Genomic DNA, 22,569 nt, shown 5'->3' with positions numbered 1-22,569 from the left:
CATAAAAAGAATATCTATAGTGATTTAAGTACCTTCAGCTGCCGATCGCGCTCGCATACACTCGCGAAATTATTATAAATTCCATCCGCTTGGAGAGTTTCAGATGAAAGCGCTCGTTCCTTCTTTGCTGTTTTTGGCCGTGGCGGCCAGCGTTGACGTACAGGCGGCGACGCCGGCCAACACGTTGGTGATCGCGCAGTCTATCGATGACGTGGTCAGCTTTGACCCGGCTCAGGGATTTGAGTTAACCACGGTGCAGTCGTTCAACAGCCTGTATCAACGTCTGATCCAGTCCGATCCGCACAATCCCGTCGATCTCAAACCGACCCTGGCCAGCCGTTGGCAGGCCGGCGCCGATAACCGCAGCCTGACCTTCAGCCTGCGCCCGGACGCCAAATTCGCCAGCGGCAACCCGCTGCGGCCGGAGGACGTGATCTTTTCGCTTTCACGGGTGGTGAAACTCAATCTCGAACCGTCGTTTATCCTGACGCAGCTGGGCTGGAACGCGAAGAACGTGGATCAACACCTGACCAAGGTGGATGACCATACGGTAAAAATCAGCTGGGATGAAAACGTCAGCCCGGCCTTCGTGCTCAGCCTGCTGTCGGCGCCGGTATCCTCGATCGTCGACGCCAAAGAGGCGCTGGCGCATCAGCAGGGCGACGATCTGGGGCACCAATGGTTGAACAGCCACTCCGCCGGCAGCGGCCCTTACAAAATCCGCACCTATGTGCCGCACGAAGTGGTGGTGTTGGACGCGAACCCCGGCTCGCCGGAAGGGGCGCCGACGTTGAAAACCATCCTGATCAAAAACGTGCCCGATCCGGCCGCGCGCCGTTTGCTGATCGAGCAGGGCGATGCCGATATCGCCCGCAACCTGGGGGCGGACCAGATGGCGGCCCTGAAGGGCAAGGCGGGCGTCAAACCGTTGGCCATTCCTTACGCCTCGCTTTATTTCCTGCAGTTCAACGCCAAGGCGTCGCCGGCGCTCGGCAACCCGGCGTTTTGGGAGGCGGCGCGCTGGCTGTTCGATTACCAAGGCATCGCCGACGATCTGCTGAAAGGGCAGTTCCAGAGCCATCAGGCATTCTTGCCGGACGGTTATCTGGGCGCGCTCAAGGATAGGCCGTACAGCTTCAATCCGCAGAAAGCCAAAGAAATACTGGCTAAAGCGGGGCTGAGCAACGTCAGTTTCCGTCTGGACGTCAACAACCAGCCGCCGTACCTGGATATCGCTCAGGCGCTGCAGGCCAGTTTTGCTCAGGGCGGCGTGAAGGTCGAACTGGTGCCGGGCATCAGCTCACAGGTCTCCACCAAGGTGAAAGCGCTTAACTACGATGCGACGCTGACCTCCTGGGGGCCGGATTACTTCGACCCCAACACCAACGCGGCCGCCTTTGCCTACAACCCGGAGGACGGCAGCAAGACGCTGGCCTGGCGAGCCAACTGGCAGATCCTGGCGCTGAGCAAGTTGACGCTGGCCGCCACCGCGGAAAACGACACCGCCAAACGGGTGGCCGACTACCAGCAACTGCAAAAACAGGTGCAGCAAAGCTCGCCGTTTGTCATCGGCCTGCAGGCGCGCAGCCTGATCGCGGTGCGTGACAACCTCAAGGGCTATGTGCAGGGCATCAACCCTGACATGGTGTTCTACAGCAAGGTCAGCAAGTAATGGCCGCTGAACTCTCCGCCTCCGCCGGGCTAGCCCGGCGGTATTGGCGCTGGGGCGGGCGGCTGCTCGGCGGCGTGTTGTCGCTGGCGTTAACGCTGCTCGGCCTGCTGCTGTTCACCTTTATGCTGTCGCACCTGGCGCCGATCGATCCGGCGCTGCAGGTGGCGGGCGATCACGCCAGCGAAGCCACCTATGCGCAGGTGCGTCATGACCTGGGGCTGGATCAGCCGCTGCCGGTGCAATTTTGGCGCTATCTGGTGCACCTGGCGCACGGCGATCTGGGCATTTCGCGCATTACCGCCCAGCCGGTGCTGACCGATCTGTTGCGTACCTTCCCGGCAACGGTGGAACTGGCCACCTGCGCCATTATTCTCGGCGCGTTAGGCGGCATTACGCTGGCGTTTCTGGCGGTGCTCAAACCGGGAAGCTGGCTGGATAATGCGGCGCGGTTGCTGTCGCTGGTGGGTTATTCGGTGCCGATTTTCTGGTTGAGCCTGCTGGGGCTGCTGCTGTTCTACGCCACGCTGCACTGGTCGGCGGGGCCGGGGCGCCTGGATGACATTTACTTATACAGCATGGAGCCGCGTACGGGTTTCGTGTTGATTGACAGCTGGCTGTCCGGCGATCGCGAGATGTTCTACAACGCCATCAGCCACCTGTGGCTGCCGGTCGTGGCGCTGGCGCTGCTGTCGATGGCGGGCATCACCCGGCTGCTGCGCGCGGCGATGCTGGAAGAGTGCAACAAGGAATACGTGACGCTGGCGCGCTCCAAAGGCGCCGGCCGCCTGCGCATTCTGCTGCGCCACGTGTTTCCCAACGTGCTGGGGACGTTGATCACCGTACTGTCTCTCTCCTATGCCAGCCTGCTGGAGGGCGCGGTATTGACCGAAACGGTGTTCGCCTGGCCCGGCGTCGGGCGCTATCTGACCTCGGCGCTGTTTGCCGCCGACACCCCGGCGATCCTCGGCGCCACGCTGCTGATCGGCACCTGTTTCGTGCTGTTGAATACCCTGGCCGATGCCTTGACCTATCTAGTGGATCCGCGAACCCGATGAGCCAATATCTCTCTGAACACGAACCGCAAAGCGAGCCGGCCGTCGGCTATCGCACCGGTCAGCGGCTGACCACGCTGACGCTCGGCGCAGCGCTGGTGGCGATCCTGATCGTCACCGCACTGCTGGCCCCGTGGCTGGCGCCTTTCGATCCCAATTTGCAGCATATCGAGCTGCGGCTGCTGCCGCCTTCCGCCACGCATTGGTTGGGCACCGACGGTTTCGGCCGCGACTTGCTCTCCCGCGTGATTTACGGCGCGCGGCCGACGCTGATTCTGGTGTCGCTGATTCTGGTGCTGACCATTCCTATCGGTCTGCTGGTGGGCATCTGCGCCGGTTATCTCGGCGGCTGGGCAGAACGCATCTTGATGCGTCTGACCGATATTTTCCTGTCGTTGCCGAGCCTGGTGATCGCGCTGGCGTTCGTGGCGGTGATGGGGCCGGGGCTGATGAACGGCGCGCTGGCGCTGGCACTGACCAGCTGGCCGGCCTTTGCCCGCCAGGCGCGGGCCGAAACGCTGGCGCTGCGCCGCAGCGATTATCTGGCGGCGGCGCGCATGCAGGGCATCAACGGGCTGCGGCTGATGGTCGGCCACATTTTACCTTTATGCCTGCCCAGCGCGGTGGTGCGCGCGGCGCTGAGCCTGGGCGGCATCATCCTGTCCGCCGCCGGTCTGGGGTTCCTCGGCATGGGCGTCGCGCCGCCGACCGCCGAATGGGGCTCGATGGTGGCCGAAGGCAGTAAAGTGATTTTCGATCAATGGTGGGTCGCCGCCGCACCGGGCGGGGCGATCCTGTTCGCCAGCCTGGCCTTTAACCTGCTGGGCGATGGCCTGCGCGATAAAATGGATCCTCGTCATGGGCACTGATAACACCTTATTGACCGTTGAACGTTTGGCGATCGGCGTGCCGGGGCCGCAGCCGGCGGCGCTGGTGAAGAATATTTCGTTCAGCATGGGGCGGGAGCGGCTGGCGCTGGTCGGTGAGTCCGGCTCCGGCAAATCGTTGACCGCGCGTGCGCTGATGGGGCTATTGCCGCCGCCGTTGCAGCTGCGGGCGCAGCGCCTGACGCTGGGCGACGAAGACTTGACGCGCCTGAGCGAGCGCCAGTGGAGCCGCCTGCGCGGCGACCGGGTGGCGATGGTGATGCAAGATCCCAAGCATGCGTTGAATCCCAATCAGCCGATTGGCCGTCAGGTGGAGGAGCCGCTGGTGTTGCATGCCAAGCTGAGCCGCGCCGAGCGGCGTGAAAAAGTGCTGGAGATGCTGGCGGCGGTGGGCTTGCCCGATCCGGCGGCGCTGTGTCGCCGCTATCCGCATCAGCTCTCCGGCGGGATGGGGCAGCGGGTGATGCTGGCCATCGCCCTGATCAACGATCCGCAGCTGCTGATTGCCGACGAACCCACCTCGGCGTTGGATCACCAGATGCGCGATCAGGTGCTGCAGCTGATAGAAAATCTGGTGGCGCAACGTAATATGGGGCTGATCCTGATCAGCCACGATCTGCAGCAGGTGGCGCACCACTGCGAGCGGGTACTGGTGATGTACAAAGGCGAGCTGTTGGATCAGCTGCCGGCAGCAGAGCTGGCGCAGGCCACGCACCCTTATACTCGCACGCTGTGGGCGTGTCGGCCGAGCCGCGAGACGCGCGGCAAGCCGCTGCCGGTGCTGGATCGCGCGCTGCTGGAGGCATTGAAATGAGCGTGATTGCACTGGAGAACCTCAGCGTCAGCCATCGTCAGGGCTATGAACAGCGCGCCGTGGTACACGACGTTAACCTGCGTATCGAACCGGGCGAGTGCTTCGGCCTGGTGGGGCCTTCCGGCTGCGGCAAGTCCTCGCTGCTGTGGGTGTTGGCCGGGCTGAACGACAGCTGGCGCGGCGGTTTTGAACTGCTCGGGCGGCGGTTGCAGCCGGGGCAGGCGTTCACCGGCGAACTGCGGCGTGAAGTGCAGATGGTGTTTCAGGATCCTTATGCTTCGCTACACCCCAAGCACCGGCTGTTGCGCACGTTGTCGGAACCGCTCAAACTGCTGCAAGAAAGCGACATCGAACGCAAAATCAGCGCGGGCTTTCGCCAGGTAGGATTGGATCCGCGCCTGCTGGCTCGCTATCCACATCAGCTGTCGGGCGGCCAACGGCAGCGCGTGGCGATCGTGCGCGCCTTGCTGTTGCGGCCGAAGCTGCTGCTGCTGGATGAGCCGACCTCGGCATTGGACATGTCGGTGCAGGCGGAGATCCTCAACTTGCTCAACGAGCTGAAACAGGCGGGCGATCTGACTCTGGTGCTGGTCAGTCACGATGCGGATGTGATCGACCATATGTGCGATCGCGCGGTGGCGATGGCGCACGGCCGTCTCCTTGCCTGAGCCAATGCCCGTCAATGCGGCGGGCATATCCATCTTGGTAATAAATAAAGCAATTTATCGTCGTTCTTCTGTTAATTCTTACCCCCTACACTCGAAAAACAACGCAACCGCGTGATTGTGGAGAGTGTATCGATGAAACGGTTAATCCCAACCTTATTATATGGCGCGCTGGCGACCGCTTTCGGCGCGCAGGCCGCCACCCCGCCGGATACCTTGGTGGTGGTCAGTTCGCTCGAGGGCATCATCAGCCTCGATCCGGCAGAGAGCTTTGAAACCGTCAGCTCGGCCAATCTGGTCAATCTCTATCAGCGCCTGGTGGCGTCGGATCGCGGTGCGCCGCAAAAGCTGGCGCCGGACGCCGCCGCCCGTTGGCAAGCGGGCGCCGATGGGCGCAGCCTGATCTTTACCCTGAAGCCGCAGCAACGTTTCGCTTCCGGCAATCCGCTGCGTCCCGAGGACGTGATTTACTCACTGGTGCGTGCGGTGAAGCTGAATAAGGCGCCGTCCTTTATTCTCGCTGAGTTTGGCTGGACGCCGGATAACGTCGAGCAGCAGCTGAAGAAGATCGGGGATAACCAGGTGCAGCTCAGTTGGTCGGCCAACATCGGCAGCGAGCTGGCGCTGCGGCTGCTGACGGCGAACGTGGCTTCGATCGTGGATGAGAAGCTGTTGAGCGAACACGCGCAGCAGGGGGACTTCGGGAACGCCTGGCTGCGCAACCATTCGGCCGGCGGCGGCCCGTATCGGGTGAATAACTATGTGCCGCATGAGGCGCTGCTGTTTGGCCGCAACGACTACGCGCCGTCGCCGGCCCGGCTGAAAACGGTGTTATTCAAGAACGTCAGCGATGCCGGCACCCGCCGTTTACTGTTGCTGAAGGGGGATGCTGACGTGGCCTACGATCTGGGCGCTGACCAGTTCGACTCGCTGCGCAAAGCGCCGGGCGTGCGCATTGAGCAAGCCGATGCGCCCAAGGTGTATTACCTCGGTTTCAATACCGGCAGCAAAGACAACCCGGCGCTGGGCAATCCGGCGCTGTGGCAGGCGGCGCGCTGGTTGGTGGATTATCAGAGCATCGCCGAACGGTTGCTGAAAGGGCAATATCGCGTGCATCAGGCCTTCTTGCCGCAGGGATTGGACGGTGCGCTCGACGAGCGGCCGTTTAAGCTCGATGTGGACAAGGCCAAACAGATCCTGCGCGATGCCGGCATCAACGAGGGCACAAGCATCAGCCTGATCGTCATCAACCAGCCGCCGTATACCGACATCGCGCAGGCGCTGCAGGCCAGCTTTGCGCAGGCTGGGCTGCGGCTGGACATTCATCCGGTGGTGGAGAGCGATCTGTGGGGCAAGATGCGCGGCCGCGATTTCCAGGCGATCTTCACCTATTGGGGCGCCGACTATCTGGATCCGAACACCAACGCCAGCGCCTTTGCCTACAATGTGCCGGGCGGGCCGAAGACCCTGGCCTGGCGCACCCAGTGGAGCATTCCCGCCATCAGCGCGGAAACGCGTGCGGCGGCTGCGGAAGGCGACAGCGCAGCGCGCAGCGCACGTTACGCCGCGCTGCAACGGGAACTGCAGGCCAGTTCGCCTTATGTGCTGGCGCTGCAGGGGCAAACGCTGGTGGCATTACGGGACAATGTTAAAGATGCCCGGGTGGATATCGCCAACAGCATGCTGTATTTGGATCGGGTGAATAAAACGCAGCCGTGAACGAAAAATGCCCCCTCGCCGCCGAGAGGAGAGGGGGCCTGGCCGGTGTTAACGCGGCGAGCTCACCACGGCGTGCCGGCGAGATTCAGCTTATTGAGGATTGTCGGCAGGCTGTCGGTCACCAGCGCCTGCAGATCGCCGTACCAAAACTGCTGCACGCCGACCTGGTTGATATACAGATAGGACGCGATGCCCAGCGAGAAGCACAGCAACGTTAGCAGCACCCGGCTTACCGCGTCTTTCAGATTGCCGCATACCATCACCATAAAGATCAGCACGAAGATCATCATGTTGAATGAATAGCGGTTGGCCACCTCTTCAAAGCTGATGGTGGCGAAGAACACCGCGCAGTTATAAAGGAACATCAGGCGCACGGCATAGGCGGCTTGTACAAACTGAGGCGATGGCGTGCGGAACTTGTAGCGGGCGAATTGATACAGCGCCTCCACCACGCCGACGTACAGCAGCGTGATTTGGATTTTGCGCACCGGGTTATTACCGAAGTCGCCGCTGACGTAGGCTTCGGCGCGCGAGGCCAGAAAGTCGTTGCCGACGACGGCGATCAGTTTAGGCATCAGCACCGCGCCGCCGAGGTAACAGGCGGCGAACAGCGCCAGCACCGGCAGGGTGCCCACGGTGCGCCAGCGCGCGGGCAGCAGCAGATAGGGCAGAAACAGGAAAGCGGAAAAATGGCTGAAGGACGCCATCACGATCCAGAGCAGCATGCGGCCGCGGTGCTGTTCCGACACGGCCAGCACCAGGAAAGAGAGCGCCAGCCCCTGCCGCAACAGGTTGCCGTACAGCCCTTGGAAATTGTACTGGCAGCAGAACAAAAACAGGATCACGGCAAAGTAAGTGCGCGACAGGCGGTAAACGCCCAGCGCCAGCAGCGAAAAGCTGATAAGGAAGAAGGCGGCGAATGCGCCATTACCGACGCCAAACCAGGTGGCAGTCAGTTTAAACAACAGGTGCGAGACAAAGTCGGTGCCGGAAAACTGCGCCAGCCAGTCCATCAGGCCGTAGCCGCTGTACTGCTGCATCTCAAGGTAGTAGTTCACCTTGTCGTTCATCACCGGCTCGAGGTTCTTCGTCGCCAGCGGCACCGCGGATATCACGGTCAGCAGCAGGAAGGCGGTGAGATTCAGCACGCGATCGGGTTGCTGGCGCAGCAGCATAAAGGCGGCGATCAAGCCGCTGCAAATCACCAACGATAAATAGGGGGCGAACCAAACGCCTGTGATGGCGACGGCGCCCAGCAGCAGCCATTGCACGGAAGAATGCGCCTGTTCGCTGTCGGGAAGGGCGGCGAGTGGCCTGACCGGGTTTTGCATGGGATGCTCCATGGCGTGATCCAGCTGGGGAACATAACACCGGGGCCTAAAGGGACACAGTGAGTTTTGGTGAAATAGGCAAAATTTCACCGGGTTATCATCCCTTGCCGGCAGCGGAAAAATGGCCGTCGGCGAGGCTGGGTAAAAACGGTGCGAAATGCGCAGAACCGCGTTCTGCCTCGATTTCATGTGGGGTTGATGCTGTGAAATAAATGAAATTCCACTGCGGGCCAGGTGAGCCGGGACCGGTCAGCAGGCATAGCCAGCCGGCCGCCGCTAACCCGATACCGAAAGGTTGCGGCGTTCGCCAGGCTCGGCGGTTGTGCAGGCCACGCGCCAACGCGACGCCCAATCCGAACGCCGCCGCCAGAAAGACCAGCAGCGGCAACATCGTCCAGCCGAGCCAGGCGCCCAGCGCCGCCAGCAGTTTGAAATCGCCCTGGCCGATGCCGTCACGCCGCTGCGTCAGCCGGTAGAGCGCATTGAGCAGCCATAACGCGCCGTAACCGGCGACGGCACCCAGCACGGCGTCTTCCAGCGGCGCCCAGCGAGCGTCAAGGTTGCATAGCAGCCCACCCCACAGCAGCGGCTGAGTCAGTCGATCCGGCAGCCACCGATGGCGCCAGTCCAGCCAGACCAGGGCGATCAGGAGCGCCGCGGCCGGCACTAACCCCCATCGAGGCGCTGCAGCCAGGCTCAGGGGCAGCGTCGCCAACGCCAGCCCCAGTGCCGTCAGCAGCGGCCCCCGAAGGCGCAACCTCTGTGGGCGACCGTTGACACCCTCCACGCGTTCCAGCCACGTGATGAGCGCGAAGGCGATCAGGCCCGCCGACAGCAGCGCGGTGAAAAACAGCGCGTGCCACAGTAAAGAAAACAACATCCGGACTCCGCCAGTCGTAGAACAGACGGCTAAAATAACGGCAAAATGCGTATTTCATCAGGGGAAAACGCGGTCGGTTGTGAGGAATGCGCAGGCGTTCGCATCGCCACGCTGCGTATTGCAGGGGTGTACAATGCCCTGCGCGGTGGCGCGCAGCCGCGGGGTACTGTGCTTTTTATCGGCAAAATCGGCGCTAAAATGCGGTGAATTCACCTGGCGGCCGGAATGGATCGGTAAAGGGTACAAGTGACGACGTCACTGGGGAGCGATTGGGGTTTATCCTATTGTTTCTGCTCGCCAAGCCGTTAGGCTATGAGGATATAGGCGCTCCCGCCGGGCCGGGGGCGTGAGGTTTTTCAGCGCTGTCGCGGGAATGGCGGCGGCAAAGCAGTGGGTTGGCGTGCTCCAGGAAGGAGGGAAGCCAACGGTGTCATGAAAGACGTTATTCAGGCAGTACTCATCAAGACTAAAAAACGATTCTGGCGCCGACGCCAGACGGCGTGGCTGGCCGGACCGCTGGTGTGGCTGGCCGGCGCGGCGCCCGCGTGCGCCGAATCCCCACCGGCGCCGGACAGCGTTATCTCTTCCGAACAGGCCGGCGCAGATCCGGCGGCGAACTTGCCCGAACTGGGCGGTGCGCCCGACGATGCCGCGCGCGAGAAGCAGTGGGCCGAGATGGCCAAACAGCTCGGCGAAAAAGATCTGAACAACGTTTCACGTCAGCAGATGCGCAGCCGCGCTGAAGATTATTTGCTGGGGCAGGCGACTGGCGCGCTGCAGCAACAGGCGCAAGAACTGCTGTCTCCGTTGGGAACCGCCCGGCTGTCGCTGAAGATGAACGGCGAGGGCGATTTTACCGGCAGCAACGGCCAGCTCTTCAGCCCGTTGTACGACGTCGATGGGTTGTTGACCTACAGCCAAATCGGCTGGCTGCAGCAAAGCACCGGGGCGCTCGGCAATGTCGCGCTGGGGCAACGCTGGATCGCCGGTGACTGGCTGCTGGGTTACAACACGGCGCTCGACAGCGATTTCGCCCGGCAGCGCAATCGCGGCAGCGTGGGGGCGGAAGCCTGGGGGGACTACCTGCGTTTCTCCACCAACTATTACTATCCGCTGTCGGCGCTGTCGCAACAGCCCGGCGATGGGGTATTTTTCAACCGTCCGGCGCGCGGTTACGACATCACGACGCAGGGCTATTTGCCGTTCTATCGCCAAATCGGCGGTTCGCTCAGCTATGAACAGTACCTGGGCGAGAATGTCGATCTGTTCGGCAGCGGCAAGAAACAGAACGATCCGCGCGCGATGCAGCTGGGGCTCAACTATACCCCGGTGCCGCTGGTGACGATGAAGGCGTTGCATAAGATTGGTGCGGGCGGGCAGAGCCAGGATCAGGTGGAATTGGCGCTGAGCTACCGTCTCGGGGTGCCGCTGGTCAAGCAGATTTCGCCGGAGTATGTGGCGCAGGCCAAGTCGCTGCGCGGCAGCCGCTACGATCCTGTCGAACGTAAAAACGTGCCGGTGCTGGAGTTCCGCCAGCGCAAGACGCTGCAGGTGTTCCTGGCCACGCCGCCGTGGAGCCTGCAGGCGGGGGAAACCGTGCCGCTGGTGTTGGAAATCAAGGCGTTGCACGGGATTTCTCACGTCAGCTGGCAGGGGGATACGCAGGCGCTGAGCCTGACACCGCCGCACAATGCCAACGACCCGCAGGGCTGGACGGCGATCGTGCCGCCGTGGGATGACGCCCCGGGCGCCGCCAACAGCTATCGGCTGTCGGTCACGCTGGAGGACGACAAACAGCAGCGCGTGACGTCCAACTGGATAGAACTGAAAGTGGCGCCGCCGCTGACGGCGACCGCCGGTGATGAAGCGGATCAGCCGCCGATCCAAACCCTGACGCCGCCGCCGATCCCGGCGCAAACCGGGCCGCTGTACGGCGACGATTAACCGTTTTTACCCTGCAACACCCACACGGCGGCCTCGACGCGGGATTTCAGCTTCATCTTTTTCAGCAGGTGTTTGACGTGTACCTTGACGGTGCTTTCCGTGATGGTCAGGCGGCGGGCGATCAGCTTGTTCGGCAGCCCCTGGGCGATCAGCTTCAGGATATCCCGTTCGCGCGGCGTCAGTTGCTGAATATCGCGCTCGGCGCTCGGGCGGTTTTCCCGCAGGCTGGCGGCGAGGATCGGCGTCAGCGTTTCGCTGAGCACCATCTGCCCGGCCGCCGCCTGATGCAGCGCCTTAAGCAGATCCTCCGGCTCCATGTCTTTCAGCAGATAGCCATCGGCGCCCCGCTTGAGCGCGCTGACGACGTCGTCTTCATGGTTGGATACGCTGAACACCACGATGCGCCCCGACAGGTCGGTCTGGCGCAGGCGATCCAGCGTTTCCAGCCCGTTGATGCCGGGCATGTTCAGGTCGAGCAGGATCAGATCCGGATCGTGCTGCTCCGCCAGCGCGACCCCTTGTTCACCGTTGCTGGCCTCGGCGATGACCTGCAGGCGAGCGTCCATGCCGATCAGCTGTTTTACGCCGTTGCGCAGCATGGGGTGGTCGTCGATCAGTAAGATGGTGGCGGCGGTTTCTGTCGTCATGGTGTCTCCGTTAGTCGATGGCGTGGTTATCCGGCGTGAAGCTGACCCGTACCTCGGTGCCGCCGCCGCTGCGCGGTAAAATGTCGCAGCGGCCGTGCAGGCTCTTGGCGCGATCGCGCATGATGATCAAGCCGTAATGGTCGGGGCGAGAGGTCTCGGCCGGCAGGCCGCGTCCGTTGTCGCATACGCTCAGGGTCACTTCGCCGCGTTTATTGATGACCTGAATGCTTACCTCGCTGGCGGCGGCATGCTTAAGGATGTTGCTGAGCGCCTCGCGGGCGATCTGCAGCAGGTGTATGGCCTGATAGGCCGGCACCGTGCGCGGCCCCAGCTGATAATCGAGGCTGATGGTCAGGCCCAGTTTGGGGTTGAACTCCGCCACCGTCGATTGCAGCGCCGCCAGCAGACCCGGTTCGGTCAACTGCAGACGGAAGGTGGTCAGCAGTTCGCGCAGTTGGCGATAGGCGCCGTTCAGCTCTTCACGCATCTGTTGCACCAGCGCCTGGCTGGCGGCAGAGAGCGTTTCCCCCTGCATCTGCAGACAGGCGATCTGCATTTTCAGGCAGGAGAGCGATTGGGCGATGGAGTCGTGCAGCTCGCGGGCGATCGCCGCCCGCTCCTCCATCAGCATCAACTGCTGCTGGTGGTCGACCTGACGTTCGATGGCCAGCACGCTGGTCAACTGTTCCACCAGGGTATTGATCAGTTGGCGATGTTCATCGTTCAGCGGTTGCTGCGGCGCATATTGCGCCACGATCACGCCGTAGTCGCCGAGCTTGTCGCTCAGGCTCCAGCTCAGCGACGGATTGTTGGGGTACTGGCGGTCGCTGTCGTTCAGGCAGGCGCTGCATACCGGGTTATGGCAATGCTCCGGCCTTAGCGGTTGGTTGCCGCTCAGCTGCAGCAGCGGTTCCCGGCTGTCGTTTTCATACAGCCGCACCTGAATGGCGCGCAGCGGCGTCAGGGTTTGCAATTGGTTGAGCAGCGGCGTCAGGCGACTGCACAGCGGCTCGCTGGCGTGCAGCTGGCGGCTGGCGCGATAGAGGAAGCTCAGCACCTGATTTTTCTGCTGCAGGTCGGCGGTCTTCTCGGCCACGCGCTGCTCCAGCCCGCTGTAGGTGGCCGACAGCTCGTCGGACATGGTGTTCAACGCGCCGCCGAGCGATGCCATTTCATCCTGATGGCCGCGCTGCGCAAAGCGGCGGCTAAAATCACCGCGGCCTACCGCCAAGGCCATCTCCACCAGTTGCCGCCAGGGATGCAGCAACCGGCGCCGCAGGTAGCAGGTGGTGCCGATCAACAGCAGCAGCGTCAGCGCAATAAAGCCGGCCTGCACCAGCGTCACCATCAGCAGGCGGCGTTCGGTTTGCCTGTCGATATCCGACACCAGCTTATCCAACAACCGCACGAAGTGCGCGACCTGGGGCGCGGCGTCGGCCGGCTGCTGCGCGCTGCGCAGGCGAGGTTGCAGCGTCTGTTGCCAATAGTCGCGCAGGGCGTTGAAAGGCTGCGTCAACCCTTCCTGCTCCACCGAACGCTGCAGGTCGGGGCTATTTTCGTCGCGCTCCAGTTCCCGGATCAGCGCTTCGTGCCGTTCATCCAGCGGCACCTGCGCCAGCAGCCGGTAGCTTTGCATGCGCAGCGAGCCGGCCTTGTTGATGGCGTGCGCGTTGCCCTGAATGCTTTGCGACATCCAGGCGGAAATCCCCATGCCGGCCACGCCCAGCATGCCCGACAGCAACATCAGCAGGGCGACCTGATTCACGATCGAAAGCGGGGCCAACAGGCGTTTCATAAGTGCGGATTCCTGGCGTTTGGCGCCGCTGAAGCTCAGGGGCGAAGGCGGCGATGGGGCTAAACAAGTCACGATTCAGCCGTATTTTTGATTATCCCTGCGCATAACCCCATACCTCGAATGAAGTACCCATTAGTTTCCAGGGGGGCGTCGAGACGGCAAGGAAACGAAAGTGATAGTGATTAGTTGATTGATTTAAATAGATTTAATTTTTGGTTAGGGCGTACCCCTAAGGGGATGAAGGCGCTATTTCCGCCGCCAACTACTTGCATGCGGGTTGATATACATCAACTTTGCCGCCGGGGCCGCCCCCTAGGGTGTGCGGAATGATCCCCCGTGTCTGAGGTTTTTATGTCGCAACTTGCAACGCCTTCATCAAAGAAAACCGGTGCGCTGATTCAGGACTGGCGCCCTGAAGACAGCGCTTTTTGGCAGCAGCGTGGCCAGCGCATCGCCACCCGCAACCTATGGATTTCCATTCCCTGTCTGCTGCTGGCCTTCTGCGTCTGGATGCTGTTCAGCGCCGTCGCGGTCAACCTGAACAAGGTCGGCTTCAATTTTACCACCGACCAGCTGTTTCTCCTGACGGCGCTGCCGTCGGTCTCGGGCGCCATTTTGCGCGTACCGTATTCCTTCGTGATCCCGTTGTTTGGCGGCCGTCGCTGGACCGCCATCAGCACCTGCTTCCTGCTGGTGCCCTGCCTGTGGCTCGGGTTTGCGGTGCAGGACAGCAGTACGCCGTACAGCGTGTTCGTCATTATTTCCCTGCTGTGCGGTTTCGCCGGCGCCAACTTTGCCTCCAGCATGGCCAACATCAGCTTCTTCTTCCCGAAAGCGCGTCAGGGCGGGGCGTTGGGGCTCAACGGCGGGTTGGGCAATCTGGGCGTCAGCGTCATGCAGCTGGTCGCGCCGCTGGCGATTTCCTTCAGCCTGTTCGGCCTGTTTGGCGGCACGGCGCAAAACCAGGTGGAGGGGGGCCAGCTGTGGCTGGAAAACGCCGCCTGGATCTGGGTGCCGTTCCTGCTGGTCGGCACGTTGGCGGCCTGGTTCGGCATGAACGATCTGGCGGCGGCCAAGGCATCGCTGCGTCAGCAACTGCCGGTGCTCAAGCGTGGGCATCTGTGGATGCTGAGCCTGCTGTATCTCGCGACCTTTGGCTCTTTCATCGGTTTCTCCGCCGGCTTCGCCATGCTGTCGAAGACGCAGTTCCCCGACGTGGTGATCTTGCATTACGCGTTTTTCGGGCCGTTCCTGGGGGCGCTGGCGCGGCCGGTCGGCGGCGCGTTGTCTGACCGTTTCGGCGGTGTGCGGGTGACGTTGATCAACTTTGTGGTCATGGCCGTTTTTGCCGCGCTGTTGTTCCTGACCTTGCCGAGTGCGGGCGAGGGCGGGTCGTTCATCGCCTTCTACGGTATCTTTATGGTGCTGTTCCTCACTGCGGGGCTGGGCAGCGGATCGACTTTCCAAATGATCGCCGTTATTTTCCGCAAAATCACCGTCGATCGCGTTAAAGCGGCCGGCGGCAGCGATGAAAGCGCGCAGCGTGAGGCGGTAACCGATTCCGCCGCCGCATTGGGCTTTATCTCGGCGATTGGCGCCGCCGGCGGCTTCTTCATTCCGCAGGCCTTTGGCACCTCACTGGCGCTGACCGGTTCACCTGCGGGCGCGATGAAAGTGTTCCTGGTGTTTTACATTTTGTGCGTCGTGATCACCTGGGCGGTGTATGGCCGCAAGAAAAAAGCCTGAGTGTCAAACGACTTTCTCTATCCCTCCCGACAGGGGAGGGATATTTCGTTCATACCGAAACTTCTCTCTTCTCCTCCTCAGTGAAATTTTCTGCCTTTAGGTAAAATTCTCACCCCCGCTTGCCGTTTTTTTCTTTTTTTATAGTTATATCTCTCAATGTATGAATCCTTTCTCACAAAAGGTTTATATTATTCACGCGGTTTTTTCGTTTTGTTGAGCGTGTTCTTACTATTAAACAATTAATGCTTTTTCCTGCGTTTAAATGAAATTGCTTAGGAGAATACCTAATTGATGTGCGTATTATAAAATCAGCAATAGGGTTTTGTCTTAGATGCTGCGCCCGTTGGATGGAATGAACGCCGGAGTTAAATCAGATAACTCTCATTCTGTTTTTTCCGTCTTTTTGTAGTCTATCTGACGTTCAGATTAGGTGGAAAAACAGAATGAATTCAGGGCGAAGAATGAAATTTCACAATTTCATTCGATTAACAATCAAGCAACGCCGTTAGTTTTTTCTTTCTAAATCAAAGAGGTGCTAGTTTGAATTTTACGGTAGCCAGGAAAGAAATCCATGTTACCAACAGGGAAATAGAGTCGTTTGGATAAACGGAACATCCTGAATCAGGCTTAATGTAAAAAATGAAATCAGAAAATTTTTATAAAAGCCAATATCCGATGAATGCAACCTGTTGAGTTTACATTTAATTTCTTGAACATTTTTTGATATTTCTATACAAAGTGTGCAGGACAGGCACGCTAAGGAAATTAAAAGTGAATCTTGATAAAAGAATAAAGATTAGGAATCTCGATGTTCTGACTCCTGCCGGGGAGAAATTCCGTCTGCGTTGGAAGGAGTATCAAATTCTTTCGCTGCTTGTCGCCAGATCCCCCGAGCTGGTTACCCGAACGGAAATTATAGAAAATATCTGGAAAGGAACCTATTGTTCAGATTCAACGATAAATCAAACAATTAAATCCATTCGTCAGAAAATTAGCGATTCGGAACACACGCTTATCAGAACCATTCCACGCTTGGGTTACAAGGTGGAAAGTCAAGCGGCTTTTCACTTTATATCTGAAGATGAAGACTACGCCGATGATGATATATTAAACGGTAACGATGATATTGACGTTGATATTCAAGCGGAACTTTCTGAAAGTGAAAATGAATCGCCTGTAGCCAACGACGAGAAAATAGTTAAGCCGCGTAAATCGACCCTCGTTTCTGCGCCTGTTGCGGCGATGGATTCCTCTCAAGATCCGGCGCATGAAAAGAAGTCGCTATCCGTGCGCCGCTTTTTCAGCGTGCCTGCCAGTCGCGTGGTGAAATACCTGACGGTGTTCGCCTCGTTACTGGTTATTTCACATTTTTCATATGTCCTGGGCAACCAAACCCGTCCGCCGGTGATCAATGATATTCAGAACAACACGCGCGTGGTGTTGACGCTGACGCTGAATAATCCCCATACCAACAGCCCGCAAACGCTGTTCTGTCTGTACCAGGGAGAGAACATGGATCAGGCCACCATCGAATGTGTCGATCCTAAACAAGGCCAGCTGAAATTGCCGGTAAAATATGAGACCTCTTCCTCCACCGGTAAAGGTCGGATTAATCTCATATTGCCGAATAAAACCTTGCAATATCAAGTTGCTTACGATGTTAAAAATTAGCGCTGAATGAGGTTTTATCTATAGCGATAATTTTACATTTGATGAAATCTTTTATTTCATTATTTGTTATTTGAAAGCCAGGTTCGATTTGTCCAGTCTGGAACTCATTACCTAACGCGTATTAGCGCCTGTCCCAATCGGGTGACGGGAATAATGAGAACCTGCTGAGTGACAAATTATGGATAAGCGTAAAGTAGCTATTATCGGGGGTTCCGGTTTTATCGGAACACGCCTGGCGAAACGTCTCAGTAAGCGCGATGATCTGACATTGGTCATCGTCGATAAGCAACCCAGTGCACATTTTCCATCCCTTTATCAGTATGGCGATGTGACTCAACCTCAGACTTTGCAAGAACCGCTGGCGGGCTGTGACGCCATCATTAATCTGGCGGCGGAGCATCAGGACAATGTCGATCCCATTTCGCTCTATTATCAGGTCAATGTCGAAGGCGCACGTCATGTCTGCATGACCGCCTCTGCATTGAATATCCGCCAAATCATTTTCACCTCCTCGGTCGCCGTTTACGGGTTCGTCAAGCAGGAAACCGGCGAAGAAGGGCGTTTCGAACCTTTCAACCATTACGGCAAGTCCAAGCTCGAGGCGGAATATGTTTATGAGGCCTGGCGCAAGGCAGACGCCGCAAATAAATTGACCATCATCCGTCCGACGGTGGTGTTCGGCGAAGGCAACCGCGGCAACGTGTATAACCTGTTCCGCCAGATCGCCAGCGGCCGTTTCGTGATGATTGGCAGCGGCAATAATATGAAGTCGATGGCTTACGTCGAGAATATTGCTGCACGGCTGGAGCATGCGTTGGATCAGCAGTCCAGTTATCAGGTCAGCAACTATGTCGATAAACCGGACTTTACGATGAATCAGCTGGTCGACGTTATTTCCTCTTCATTGGGCAGGGAAAATAAGACGATTCGCATTCCTTACGCCTTGGGAATATGCGGCGCAACCGCATTGGATGTCGTGAGTAAAATAAGTCGCAAGAAATTTCCAATCAGTCGCGTCAGAGTGCAGAAATTCTGCGCCAGAACGCAATTTAAAAGCAATGTGCAGAATAATTTCGTGGCGCCGGTCGAACTTGATTCGGCAATCGAAAGAACCATTAAACATGAGTTTTCTGATAGATAACTTAATCGCACGCTGACGTTATTTCGATATTTTCGCTGACAAGCGGATAAATCTGCATTTTCAGGATTAGCGCATGCTGACTTATATCCTGGCCGGATCAATTTTGTTTTTGTTAATAGCGCATTGGGAGCTGTAACTCAAGGGCGGTAGCGTGCTTATTCGCTGGAGGAACGATGTTATATCAACTGAGCGTGATATTTGTGCTGGCGGTGGCGTGGGTGCTTATTGCCCGCCGCGCCGCCTTGGTGGTGGGGTTAGTGGATAAGCCCAATGCGCGCAAGCAACATCTGGGGCACATTCCGCTGGTCGGCGGCATCGCCGTGTACCTGACGCTGATGCTGATGACGCTGTGGCAACCCGCCTGGCTGCCCGAAAGCACGATCTACCTGCTGTGCATAACGGCGCTGGTGGTGTTGGGCGTGCTGGATGACCGCTTTGATCTGCCCGTGGCGCCGCGCGTCATGGTGCAGGGAGGGATCGCGCTGGCGATGATGCTGGCGGCAGGGATGCAACTCTCCTCGCTGGGTTATGTCTGGGGGCATCAGGAAGTGATGCTCGGCTATGGCGCGTTGCTGCTCACGCCGCTGGCGGTATGGGGAGCGATCAATGCCTACAACATGGTGGATGGCATCGATGGGCAGTTGGGCGCTTTGTCCTGCGTCACCTTCGTCGCGCTGGCCATCGTGTTCGGGCTGGGCGGCCGGGAAGACCTGGCGCTGTGGTGTCTGGGCCTGATCGCCGCTCTGGCGGCTTATCTGCTGTTCAACCTGAGTCTGTTCGGTGCGCGTAGCAAGATCTTTATGGGGGACGCCGGCAGCATGGTGATCGGCTTCAGCGTGCTGTGGCTGGTGTTGCTGGCGACCCAGGGACCGCAGGCGGTGATGCGCCCGGTGACCGCGCTGTGGCTGATCGCCATTCCTCTGATGGACATGGTGACGGTGATGGTGCGCCGCCTGCTGCGCCGCCAAAGCCCATTCAAAGCGGGGCGCGATCATTTGCACCATATTCTGATGCGTCGCGGACTGAATGCGCGCCAGGCGCTGGCGATGAGCACCATGCTGGCGGTGACGCTGGCCAGCATCGGCATCTGCAGCGAAGTGCTGAAACTGCAAGAGAGTCTGATGCTGGTGGCGTTTCTGCTCTGTTTTTGCGGCTATTTCGCCCTGTTGCGTGAGCCGCGTCAGGCGACGGTGTTCAGCGATAATCCGACCGTCGGCCGTTAATCCCCTCACGGGCTGCGGCGGCAGCCCGTTTATCACGGTACTTCCATGAATTTTCATTTGCCTCTTTTGATGCCGTTGGCCTTTACCTCCGCGCTGTTGAGCGGGTGTACGGTGATTCCCGGCTCACATTTACCTACCAGCGGAAAAGCCGTCGTCGTGCAGCAAGACGACGGTTTTGATTTGAATAACCAGGTGCAGGTCTACCGCATGTCGCCGATGTTGCTGCAGAAAATGCGGCGCGTAGAACCGGTCGCCCGGCCGAACCCGGCGCTGGATCAGCGGCTGCAGAACTATCAATACCGTATCGGCGTCGGCGACGTGTTGAACGTCACCGTCTGGGATCACCCTGAGCTGACTACGCCGGCCGGGCAGTACCGCAGCGCCAGCGACACCGGTAACTGGGTCCATGCCGATGGCACGATTTTTTATCCCTATATCGGGCGAGTGGCGGTGGTGGGCAAAACCGTCACCGAAGTGCGCAGCCTGATCGCCGGCCGTCTGGCGCAGTATGTGGAAAGCCCGCAGGTGGATGTCAGCATCGCCGCTTTCCGTTCGCAGAAGGCTTATGTGACCGGTGAGGTGAAAACCTCCGGCCAGCAGGCGATCACTAACGTGCCGCTGACCATCCTGGATGCGATCAACGCCGCCGGCGGCCTGACGGAGAACGCCGACTGGCGCAACGTGGTGCTGACCCATCAGGGCAAGGATCGGGCCATCTCGCTGCAGGCGCTGATGCAGCGCGGTGACATCAGTCAGAACGCGTTGCTGCAGCCGGGTGACATCCTTTACGTCCCGCGCAATGACGAACTGAAAGTGTTCGTGATGGGCGAAGTGGGCAAGCAAGCGACGCTGAAGATGGATCGCAGCGGCATGACGTTGACCGAGGCCCTCGGCTCTTCCGAAGGGATCAGCCAGACGGTCGCGGATGCGACCGGGGTATTTGTGATCCGGCCGAGCGGCGGCAAAACGCCGCAGCGGCTGGCGACGCTGTATCAGTTCGATCTTTCCGACGCCAGCGCGCTGGCGATGGGCGCTGAATTTCAGCTGCAACCTTACGACGTCGTGTACGTCACTGCGGCGCCGGTCGCGCGCTGGAACCGTTTGATCAGCCAGCTGGTGCCGACCATCAGCAGCTTTAACGATCTCAGCGAGGCTACCTTGCGCGTGCGCAACTGGTAAATCCGCAGGATGAATAAGGAACAGAAGATGAAGAACAATGCGCTGTCCGTGATGGTGGCCGAACAAGATGAAAAGCTGGAGTGGGAGCGTCTGGTAGGGCCGCTTTGGGATAACCGCTGGCGGATCGCCGTCGTAACCGGCGTGGCCGGCGCGCTGGGCGTCGCCTATGCCCTGTTGGCGACCCCGGTGTATCAGGCCACGGCGGTGGTGCAGGTGGAGAAACAGCTGTCCGGCGACTCGCTGCTGCGCGAAACGCTGGACAGCTCGATGGGGCAGAATTCGGCGACGCAGGATGAAGTGACGCTGGCCAAGTCGCGCTACGTGCTCGGCAAAACGGTGGATGCCCTTGGCCTGACGGTGCGCGTCGAGCCGGACTATTTCCCGGTATTCGGTAAAGGTTTTGCCCGACTGAGCGGCGAAAAGGCGCCGGTGCTGGATATCGCCACGTTAACGACGCCGCCGGAAATGGAGGGCGAAGCGCTGACGCTGACGGTGCGCGATGGGCGGCATTACGAGCTGAGCCATGACGGCGCCAAACTGTTCAGCGGCGCGGTCGGGCAGCCGGTGGCGCAGGGCGGATGGAACATGGCCGTCTCGGCACTGGACGCGGCGCCGGGCGCCAGCTTCACGGTGGTCAAAGTCGCGCGCCAGAAAGCGGTGGACGATCTGCGCAAAAATCTTGACGTAGTGCCGGGCGGTAAAGACAGCGGCATCATGACCTTTACGCTGCCGAGCGAAGATCCGCAGCGCGCCGAGGCGGTGCTGAAGAACATCACCGACAACTACCTGCAGCAGAACGTGGATCGCAAAACGGAAGAGGCGCAGCGAATGCTGGCGTTCCTGCAAGAGCAACTGCCGCAAACGCAAACCTCGCTCAACAACGCCGAAACCCAGCTCAATCAGTTCCGTCAGCAAAACGACTCGGTGGATCTGTCGCTGGAAGCCAAATCGGTGTTGGACACGCAGGTGCAGCTCGAAGCGCAGCTCAATGAACTGACCTTCAAGGAAGCGGAGATCTCCAAGCTCTATACCCGCGCGCACCCGGCTTACCGGGCGCTGCTGGAAAAGCGCGCCACGCTGGAAGCGGAAAAGGCGCGGCTGGGCAAACAGGTGCAGACGCTGCCGAAAATGCAGCAGGAGATCCTGCGTCTCACCCGAGACGTGCAGGTGGATCAGCAGGTTTACATGCAGCTGATGAACAAGCAGCAGGAGCTGAGCATCAGCAAGGCCGGCACGGTAGGCAACGTGCGCATCATCGATGAAGCGGAAACCGCCATTCGGCCGATCCAGCCGCAAAAGATGCTGATCGTGCTGTTGGCGCTGCTGCTGGGCGCCGGGGGCGCCGCCGCGGTGGTGCTGTTGCGCGCGGCCTTCCACCGCGGCATCAATGATATCGATACGCTGGAGAAGCGGGGCATCAACGTCTACGCCACCGTGCCGCTGTCGCCGTGGCAGGTGAAGCGCAACCGCGAGCAGCGTCATCTGTTGCCCAAATCCGGCGGCCGGCGCCTGCCGATCCTGGCGGTGGCCGAGCCGACGGATCTGTCGGTGGAGGCAATCCGCAGCCTGCGTACCAGCCTGCATTTCGCCATGCTGGAAGCCAAAAACAATATTCTGATGGTCTCCGGCGCCAGCCCGGAAAGCGGCAAGAGCTTCACCAGCACCAACCTGGCGGTGGTAGTGGCGCAGGCCGGGCAGCGGGTGTTGCTGATCGACGCGGATATGCGCAAAGGCTTTCTGCATCGCTGGCTGGCCGAGGATGGACATCGCGGTTTGTCCGACATGCTGGTGGGCGACGTGATGGCGGAACAGGCGGTGCGAAAAACCGCCATCGCCAACCTGGACTTCGTGCCGCGCGGCCAGGTGCCGCCGAATCCGTCCGAACTGCTGATGCATCGCCGCTTCGCCGACTTCCTGCGCTGGGCCGGGCAAAACTACGATCTGGTGCTGATCGATACGCCGCCGATTCTGGCGGTGACGGATGCGGCGATCGTCGGTCATCACGCCGGCACCTCGCTGCTGGTGGTGCGTTTTGAAGTGAACACCGTCAAGCAGATCGAAACCAGCATGCGCCGTTTCGAACAGAATGGGGTGGCGATCAAAGGCGTGATCCTCAACGGCATGGTGAAAAAATCCGCCGCCGATGCGGGTTACTACGCCTTTGCCTATCCGAGCCATCAGGAAGAAAAGGTGCCGTAAGCGC

At 59.8% G+C, this 22,569-nt stretch carries 17 protein-coding genes; 13 read left to right on the top strand and 4 right to left on the bottom strand.

What is annotated here, in order from left to right; all coding sequences use genetic code 11:
* Positions 1 to 103: 103 nt before the first annotated feature.
* The 6 genes from ACUTQY_RS02170 (at position 104) to ACUTQY_RS02145 (ending at position 6,809) form a co-directional block, all read left to right on the top strand.
* The gene (locus ACUTQY_RS02170; protein ID WP_046687289.1) at positions 104 to 1,672 is read left to right on the top strand and encodes an ABC transporter substrate-binding protein; all 1,569 of its coding nucleotides are present in this window, start codon (positions 104 to 106) and stop codon (positions 1,670 to 1,672) included.
* Positions 1,672 to 2,727 carry an ABC transporter permease gene (locus ACUTQY_RS02165; protein WP_046687288.1) on the top strand — a complete coding sequence of 352 codons (1,056 nt, stop codon included), beginning with the start codon at positions 1,672 to 1,674 and terminating at the stop codon, positions 2,725 to 2,727. Before ACUTQY_RS02170 ends, ACUTQY_RS02165 begins: the two co-directional genes overlap by 1 nt.
* Complete coding sequence (locus ACUTQY_RS02160) at positions 2,724 to 3,593, top strand: ABC transporter permease (RefSeq protein ID WP_046687287.1); 870 nt, start codon at positions 2,724 to 2,726, stop codon at positions 3,591 to 3,593. The genes ACUTQY_RS02165 and ACUTQY_RS02160 overlap by 4 nt, the downstream gene beginning before the upstream one ends.
* A complete protein-coding gene (locus tag ACUTQY_RS02155) occupies positions 3,583 to 4,425 on the top strand; it encodes an ABC transporter ATP-binding protein (RefSeq protein WP_042784795.1) in 843 nt (280 codons plus the stop codon). The genes ACUTQY_RS02160 and ACUTQY_RS02155 overlap by 11 nt, the downstream gene beginning before the upstream one ends.
* Complete coding sequence (locus tag ACUTQY_RS02150; protein WP_046687286.1) at positions 4,422 to 5,093, top strand: ABC transporter ATP-binding protein; 672 nt, start codon at positions 4,422 to 4,424, stop codon at positions 5,091 to 5,093. The genes ACUTQY_RS02155 and ACUTQY_RS02150 overlap by 4 nt, the downstream gene beginning before the upstream one ends.
* A 132-nt stretch (positions 5,094 to 5,225) precedes the next feature.
* Complete coding sequence (locus ACUTQY_RS02145; protein WP_046687285.1) at positions 5,226 to 6,809, top strand: ABC transporter substrate-binding protein; 1,584 nt, start codon at positions 5,226 to 5,228, stop codon at positions 6,807 to 6,809.
* Positions 6,810 to 6,871: 62 nt separating this feature from the next.
* On the opposite strand, the gene ACUTQY_RS02140 is transcribed toward ACUTQY_RS02145, so the two are convergent.
* Both ACUTQY_RS02140 and ACUTQY_RS02135 read right to left on the bottom strand, forming a co-directional pair.
* Positions 6,872 to 8,140 carry an EpsG family protein gene (locus ACUTQY_RS02140; protein ID WP_033650891.1) on the bottom strand — a complete coding sequence of 423 codons (1,269 nt, stop codon included), beginning with the start codon at positions 8,138 to 8,140 and terminating at the stop codon, positions 6,872 to 6,874.
* Between the two features lie 97 nt (positions 8,141 to 8,237).
* Complete coding sequence (locus ACUTQY_RS02135; RefSeq protein ID WP_084710297.1) at positions 8,238 to 9,020, bottom strand: prepilin peptidase; 783 nt, start codon at positions 9,018 to 9,020, stop codon at positions 8,238 to 8,240.
* A gap of 432 nt (positions 9,021 to 9,452) precedes the next feature.
* On the opposite strand from ACUTQY_RS02135, the gene ACUTQY_RS02130 reads away from it, so the two are divergent.
* The gene (locus ACUTQY_RS02130; protein ID WP_033643447.1) at positions 9,453 to 10,964 is read left to right on the top strand and encodes a YchO/YchP family invasin; all 1,512 of its coding nucleotides are present in this window, start codon (positions 9,453 to 9,455) and stop codon (positions 10,962 to 10,964) included.
* Here the strand turns inward: ACUTQY_RS02130 and narL are convergent.
* Both narL and narX read right to left on the bottom strand, forming a co-directional pair.
* Positions 10,961 to 11,611: a two-component system response regulator NarL gene (narL, locus tag ACUTQY_RS02125; protein ID WP_033643446.1), complete on the bottom strand. Its 651-nt coding sequence runs from the start codon at positions 11,609 to 11,611 to the stop codon at positions 10,961 to 10,963. The two genes, ACUTQY_RS02130 and narL, sit on opposite strands and share 4 nt — an antisense overlap.
* A 10-nt stretch (positions 11,612 to 11,621) precedes the next feature.
* On the bottom strand, positions 11,622 to 13,406 hold the full coding sequence (narX, locus tag ACUTQY_RS02120) for a nitrate/nitrite two-component system sensor histidine kinase NarX (RefSeq protein WP_060660597.1): 1,785 nt from the start codon (positions 13,404 to 13,406) through the stop codon (positions 11,622 to 11,624).
* 351 nt (positions 13,407 to 13,757) lie between these two features.
* Here narX and ACUTQY_RS02115 point away from each other — a divergent pair, with 351 nt between their 5' ends.
* The 6 genes from ACUTQY_RS02115 to ACUTQY_RS02090 all read left to right on the top strand — a co-directional run bounded on the left by ACUTQY_RS02115 (position 13,758) and on the right by ACUTQY_RS02090 (position 22,565).
* The gene (locus ACUTQY_RS02115) at positions 13,758 to 15,152 is read left to right on the top strand and encodes a NarK family nitrate/nitrite MFS transporter (protein WP_033650893.1); all 1,395 of its coding nucleotides are present in this window, start codon (positions 13,758 to 13,760) and stop codon (positions 15,150 to 15,152) included.
* Between the two features lie 771 nt (positions 15,153 to 15,923).
* Positions 15,924 to 16,823, top strand: a complete 900-nt coding sequence (locus ACUTQY_RS02110) for a transcriptional regulator (RefSeq protein ID WP_342188168.1) — start codon at positions 15,924 to 15,926, stop codon at positions 16,821 to 16,823.
* A 178-nt stretch (positions 16,824 to 17,001) separates the two neighbouring features.
* Positions 17,002 to 17,964 (top strand): NAD-dependent epimerase/dehydratase family protein, encoded by a 963-nt coding sequence (locus ACUTQY_RS02105; RefSeq protein WP_033643442.1) that lies wholly within the window; start codon positions 17,002 to 17,004, stop codon positions 17,962 to 17,964.
* A gap of 173 nt (positions 17,965 to 18,137) precedes the next feature.
* Complete coding sequence (wecA, locus tag ACUTQY_RS02100) at positions 18,138 to 19,187, top strand: UDP-N-acetylglucosamine--undecaprenyl-phosphate N-acetylglucosaminephosphotransferase (protein WP_046687283.1); 1,050 nt, start codon at positions 18,138 to 18,140, stop codon at positions 19,185 to 19,187.
* A 45-nt stretch (positions 19,188 to 19,232) separates the two neighbouring features.
* Positions 19,233 to 20,366 carry a polysaccharide export protein gene (locus ACUTQY_RS02095; RefSeq protein WP_033650895.1) on the top strand — a complete coding sequence of 378 codons (1,134 nt, stop codon included), beginning with the start codon at positions 19,233 to 19,235 and terminating at the stop codon, positions 20,364 to 20,366.
* 27 nt (positions 20,367 to 20,393) lie between these two features.
* Positions 20,394 to 22,565 (top strand): polysaccharide biosynthesis tyrosine autokinase, encoded by a 2,172-nt coding sequence (locus ACUTQY_RS02090; RefSeq protein WP_033650896.1) that lies wholly within the window; start codon positions 20,394 to 20,396, stop codon positions 22,563 to 22,565.
* Positions 22,566 to 22,569: the final 4 nt, after the last annotated feature.

Source organism: Serratia sp. TSA_130.1 (genome assembly GCF_052691795.1).
Note: the sequence above shows the minus strand (reverse complement) of the source record. Positions and strands in the feature narration are given on the sequence as shown.

Excerpts from the sequence above, each read along its gene's own strand:
- narX (WP_060660597.1), bottom strand. The coding sequence starts at position 13,406 with ATGAAACGCCTGTTGGCCCCGCTTTCGATCGTGAATCAGGTCGCCCTG.
- ACUTQY_RS02165 (WP_046687288.1), top strand. The coding sequence starts at position 1,672 with ATGGCCGCTGAACTCTCCGCCTCCGCCGGGCTAGCCCGGCGGTATTGG.
- ACUTQY_RS02160 (WP_046687287.1), top strand. The coding sequence starts at position 2,724 with ATGAGCCAATATCTCTCTGAACACGAACCGCAAAGCGAGCCGGCCGTC.
- ACUTQY_RS02145 (WP_046687285.1), top strand. The coding sequence starts at position 5,226 with ATGAAACGGTTAATCCCAACCTTATTATATGGCGCGCTGGCGACCGCT.
- ACUTQY_RS02140 (WP_033650891.1), bottom strand. The coding sequence starts at position 8,140 with ATGCAAAACCCGGTCAGGCCACTCGCCGCCCTTCCCGACAGCGAACAG.
- ACUTQY_RS02095 (WP_033650895.1), top strand. The coding sequence starts at position 19,233 with ATGAATTTTCATTTGCCTCTTTTGATGCCGTTGGCCTTTACCTCCGCG.
- ACUTQY_RS02090 (WP_033650896.1), top strand. The coding sequence starts at position 20,394 with ATGAAGAACAATGCGCTGTCCGTGATGGTGGCCGAACAAGATGAAAAG.
- ACUTQY_RS02105 (WP_033643442.1), top strand. The coding sequence starts at position 17,002 with ATGGATAAGCGTAAAGTAGCTATTATCGGGGGTTCCGGTTTTATCGGA.
- ACUTQY_RS02155 (WP_042784795.1), top strand. The coding sequence starts at position 3,583 with ATGGGCACTGATAACACCTTATTGACCGTTGAACGTTTGGCGATCGGC.
- ACUTQY_RS02130 (WP_033643447.1), top strand. The coding sequence starts at position 9,453 with ATGAAAGACGTTATTCAGGCAGTACTCATCAAGACTAAAAAACGATTC.
- narL (WP_033643446.1), bottom strand. The coding sequence starts at position 11,611 with ATGACGACAGAAACCGCCGCCACCATCTTACTGATCGACGACCACCCC.
- ACUTQY_RS02135 (WP_084710297.1), bottom strand. The coding sequence starts at position 9,020 with ATGTTGTTTTCTTTACTGTGGCACGCGCTGTTTTTCACCGCGCTGCTG.
- ACUTQY_RS02170 (WP_046687289.1), top strand. The coding sequence starts at position 104 with ATGAAAGCGCTCGTTCCTTCTTTGCTGTTTTTGGCCGTGGCGGCCAGC.
- ACUTQY_RS02150 (WP_046687286.1), top strand. The coding sequence starts at position 4,422 with ATGAGCGTGATTGCACTGGAGAACCTCAGCGTCAGCCATCGTCAGGGC.
- ACUTQY_RS02115 (WP_033650893.1), top strand. The coding sequence starts at position 13,758 with ATGTCGCAACTTGCAACGCCTTCATCAAAGAAAACCGGTGCGCTGATT.
- wecA (WP_046687283.1), top strand. The coding sequence starts at position 18,138 with ATGTTATATCAACTGAGCGTGATATTTGTGCTGGCGGTGGCGTGGGTG.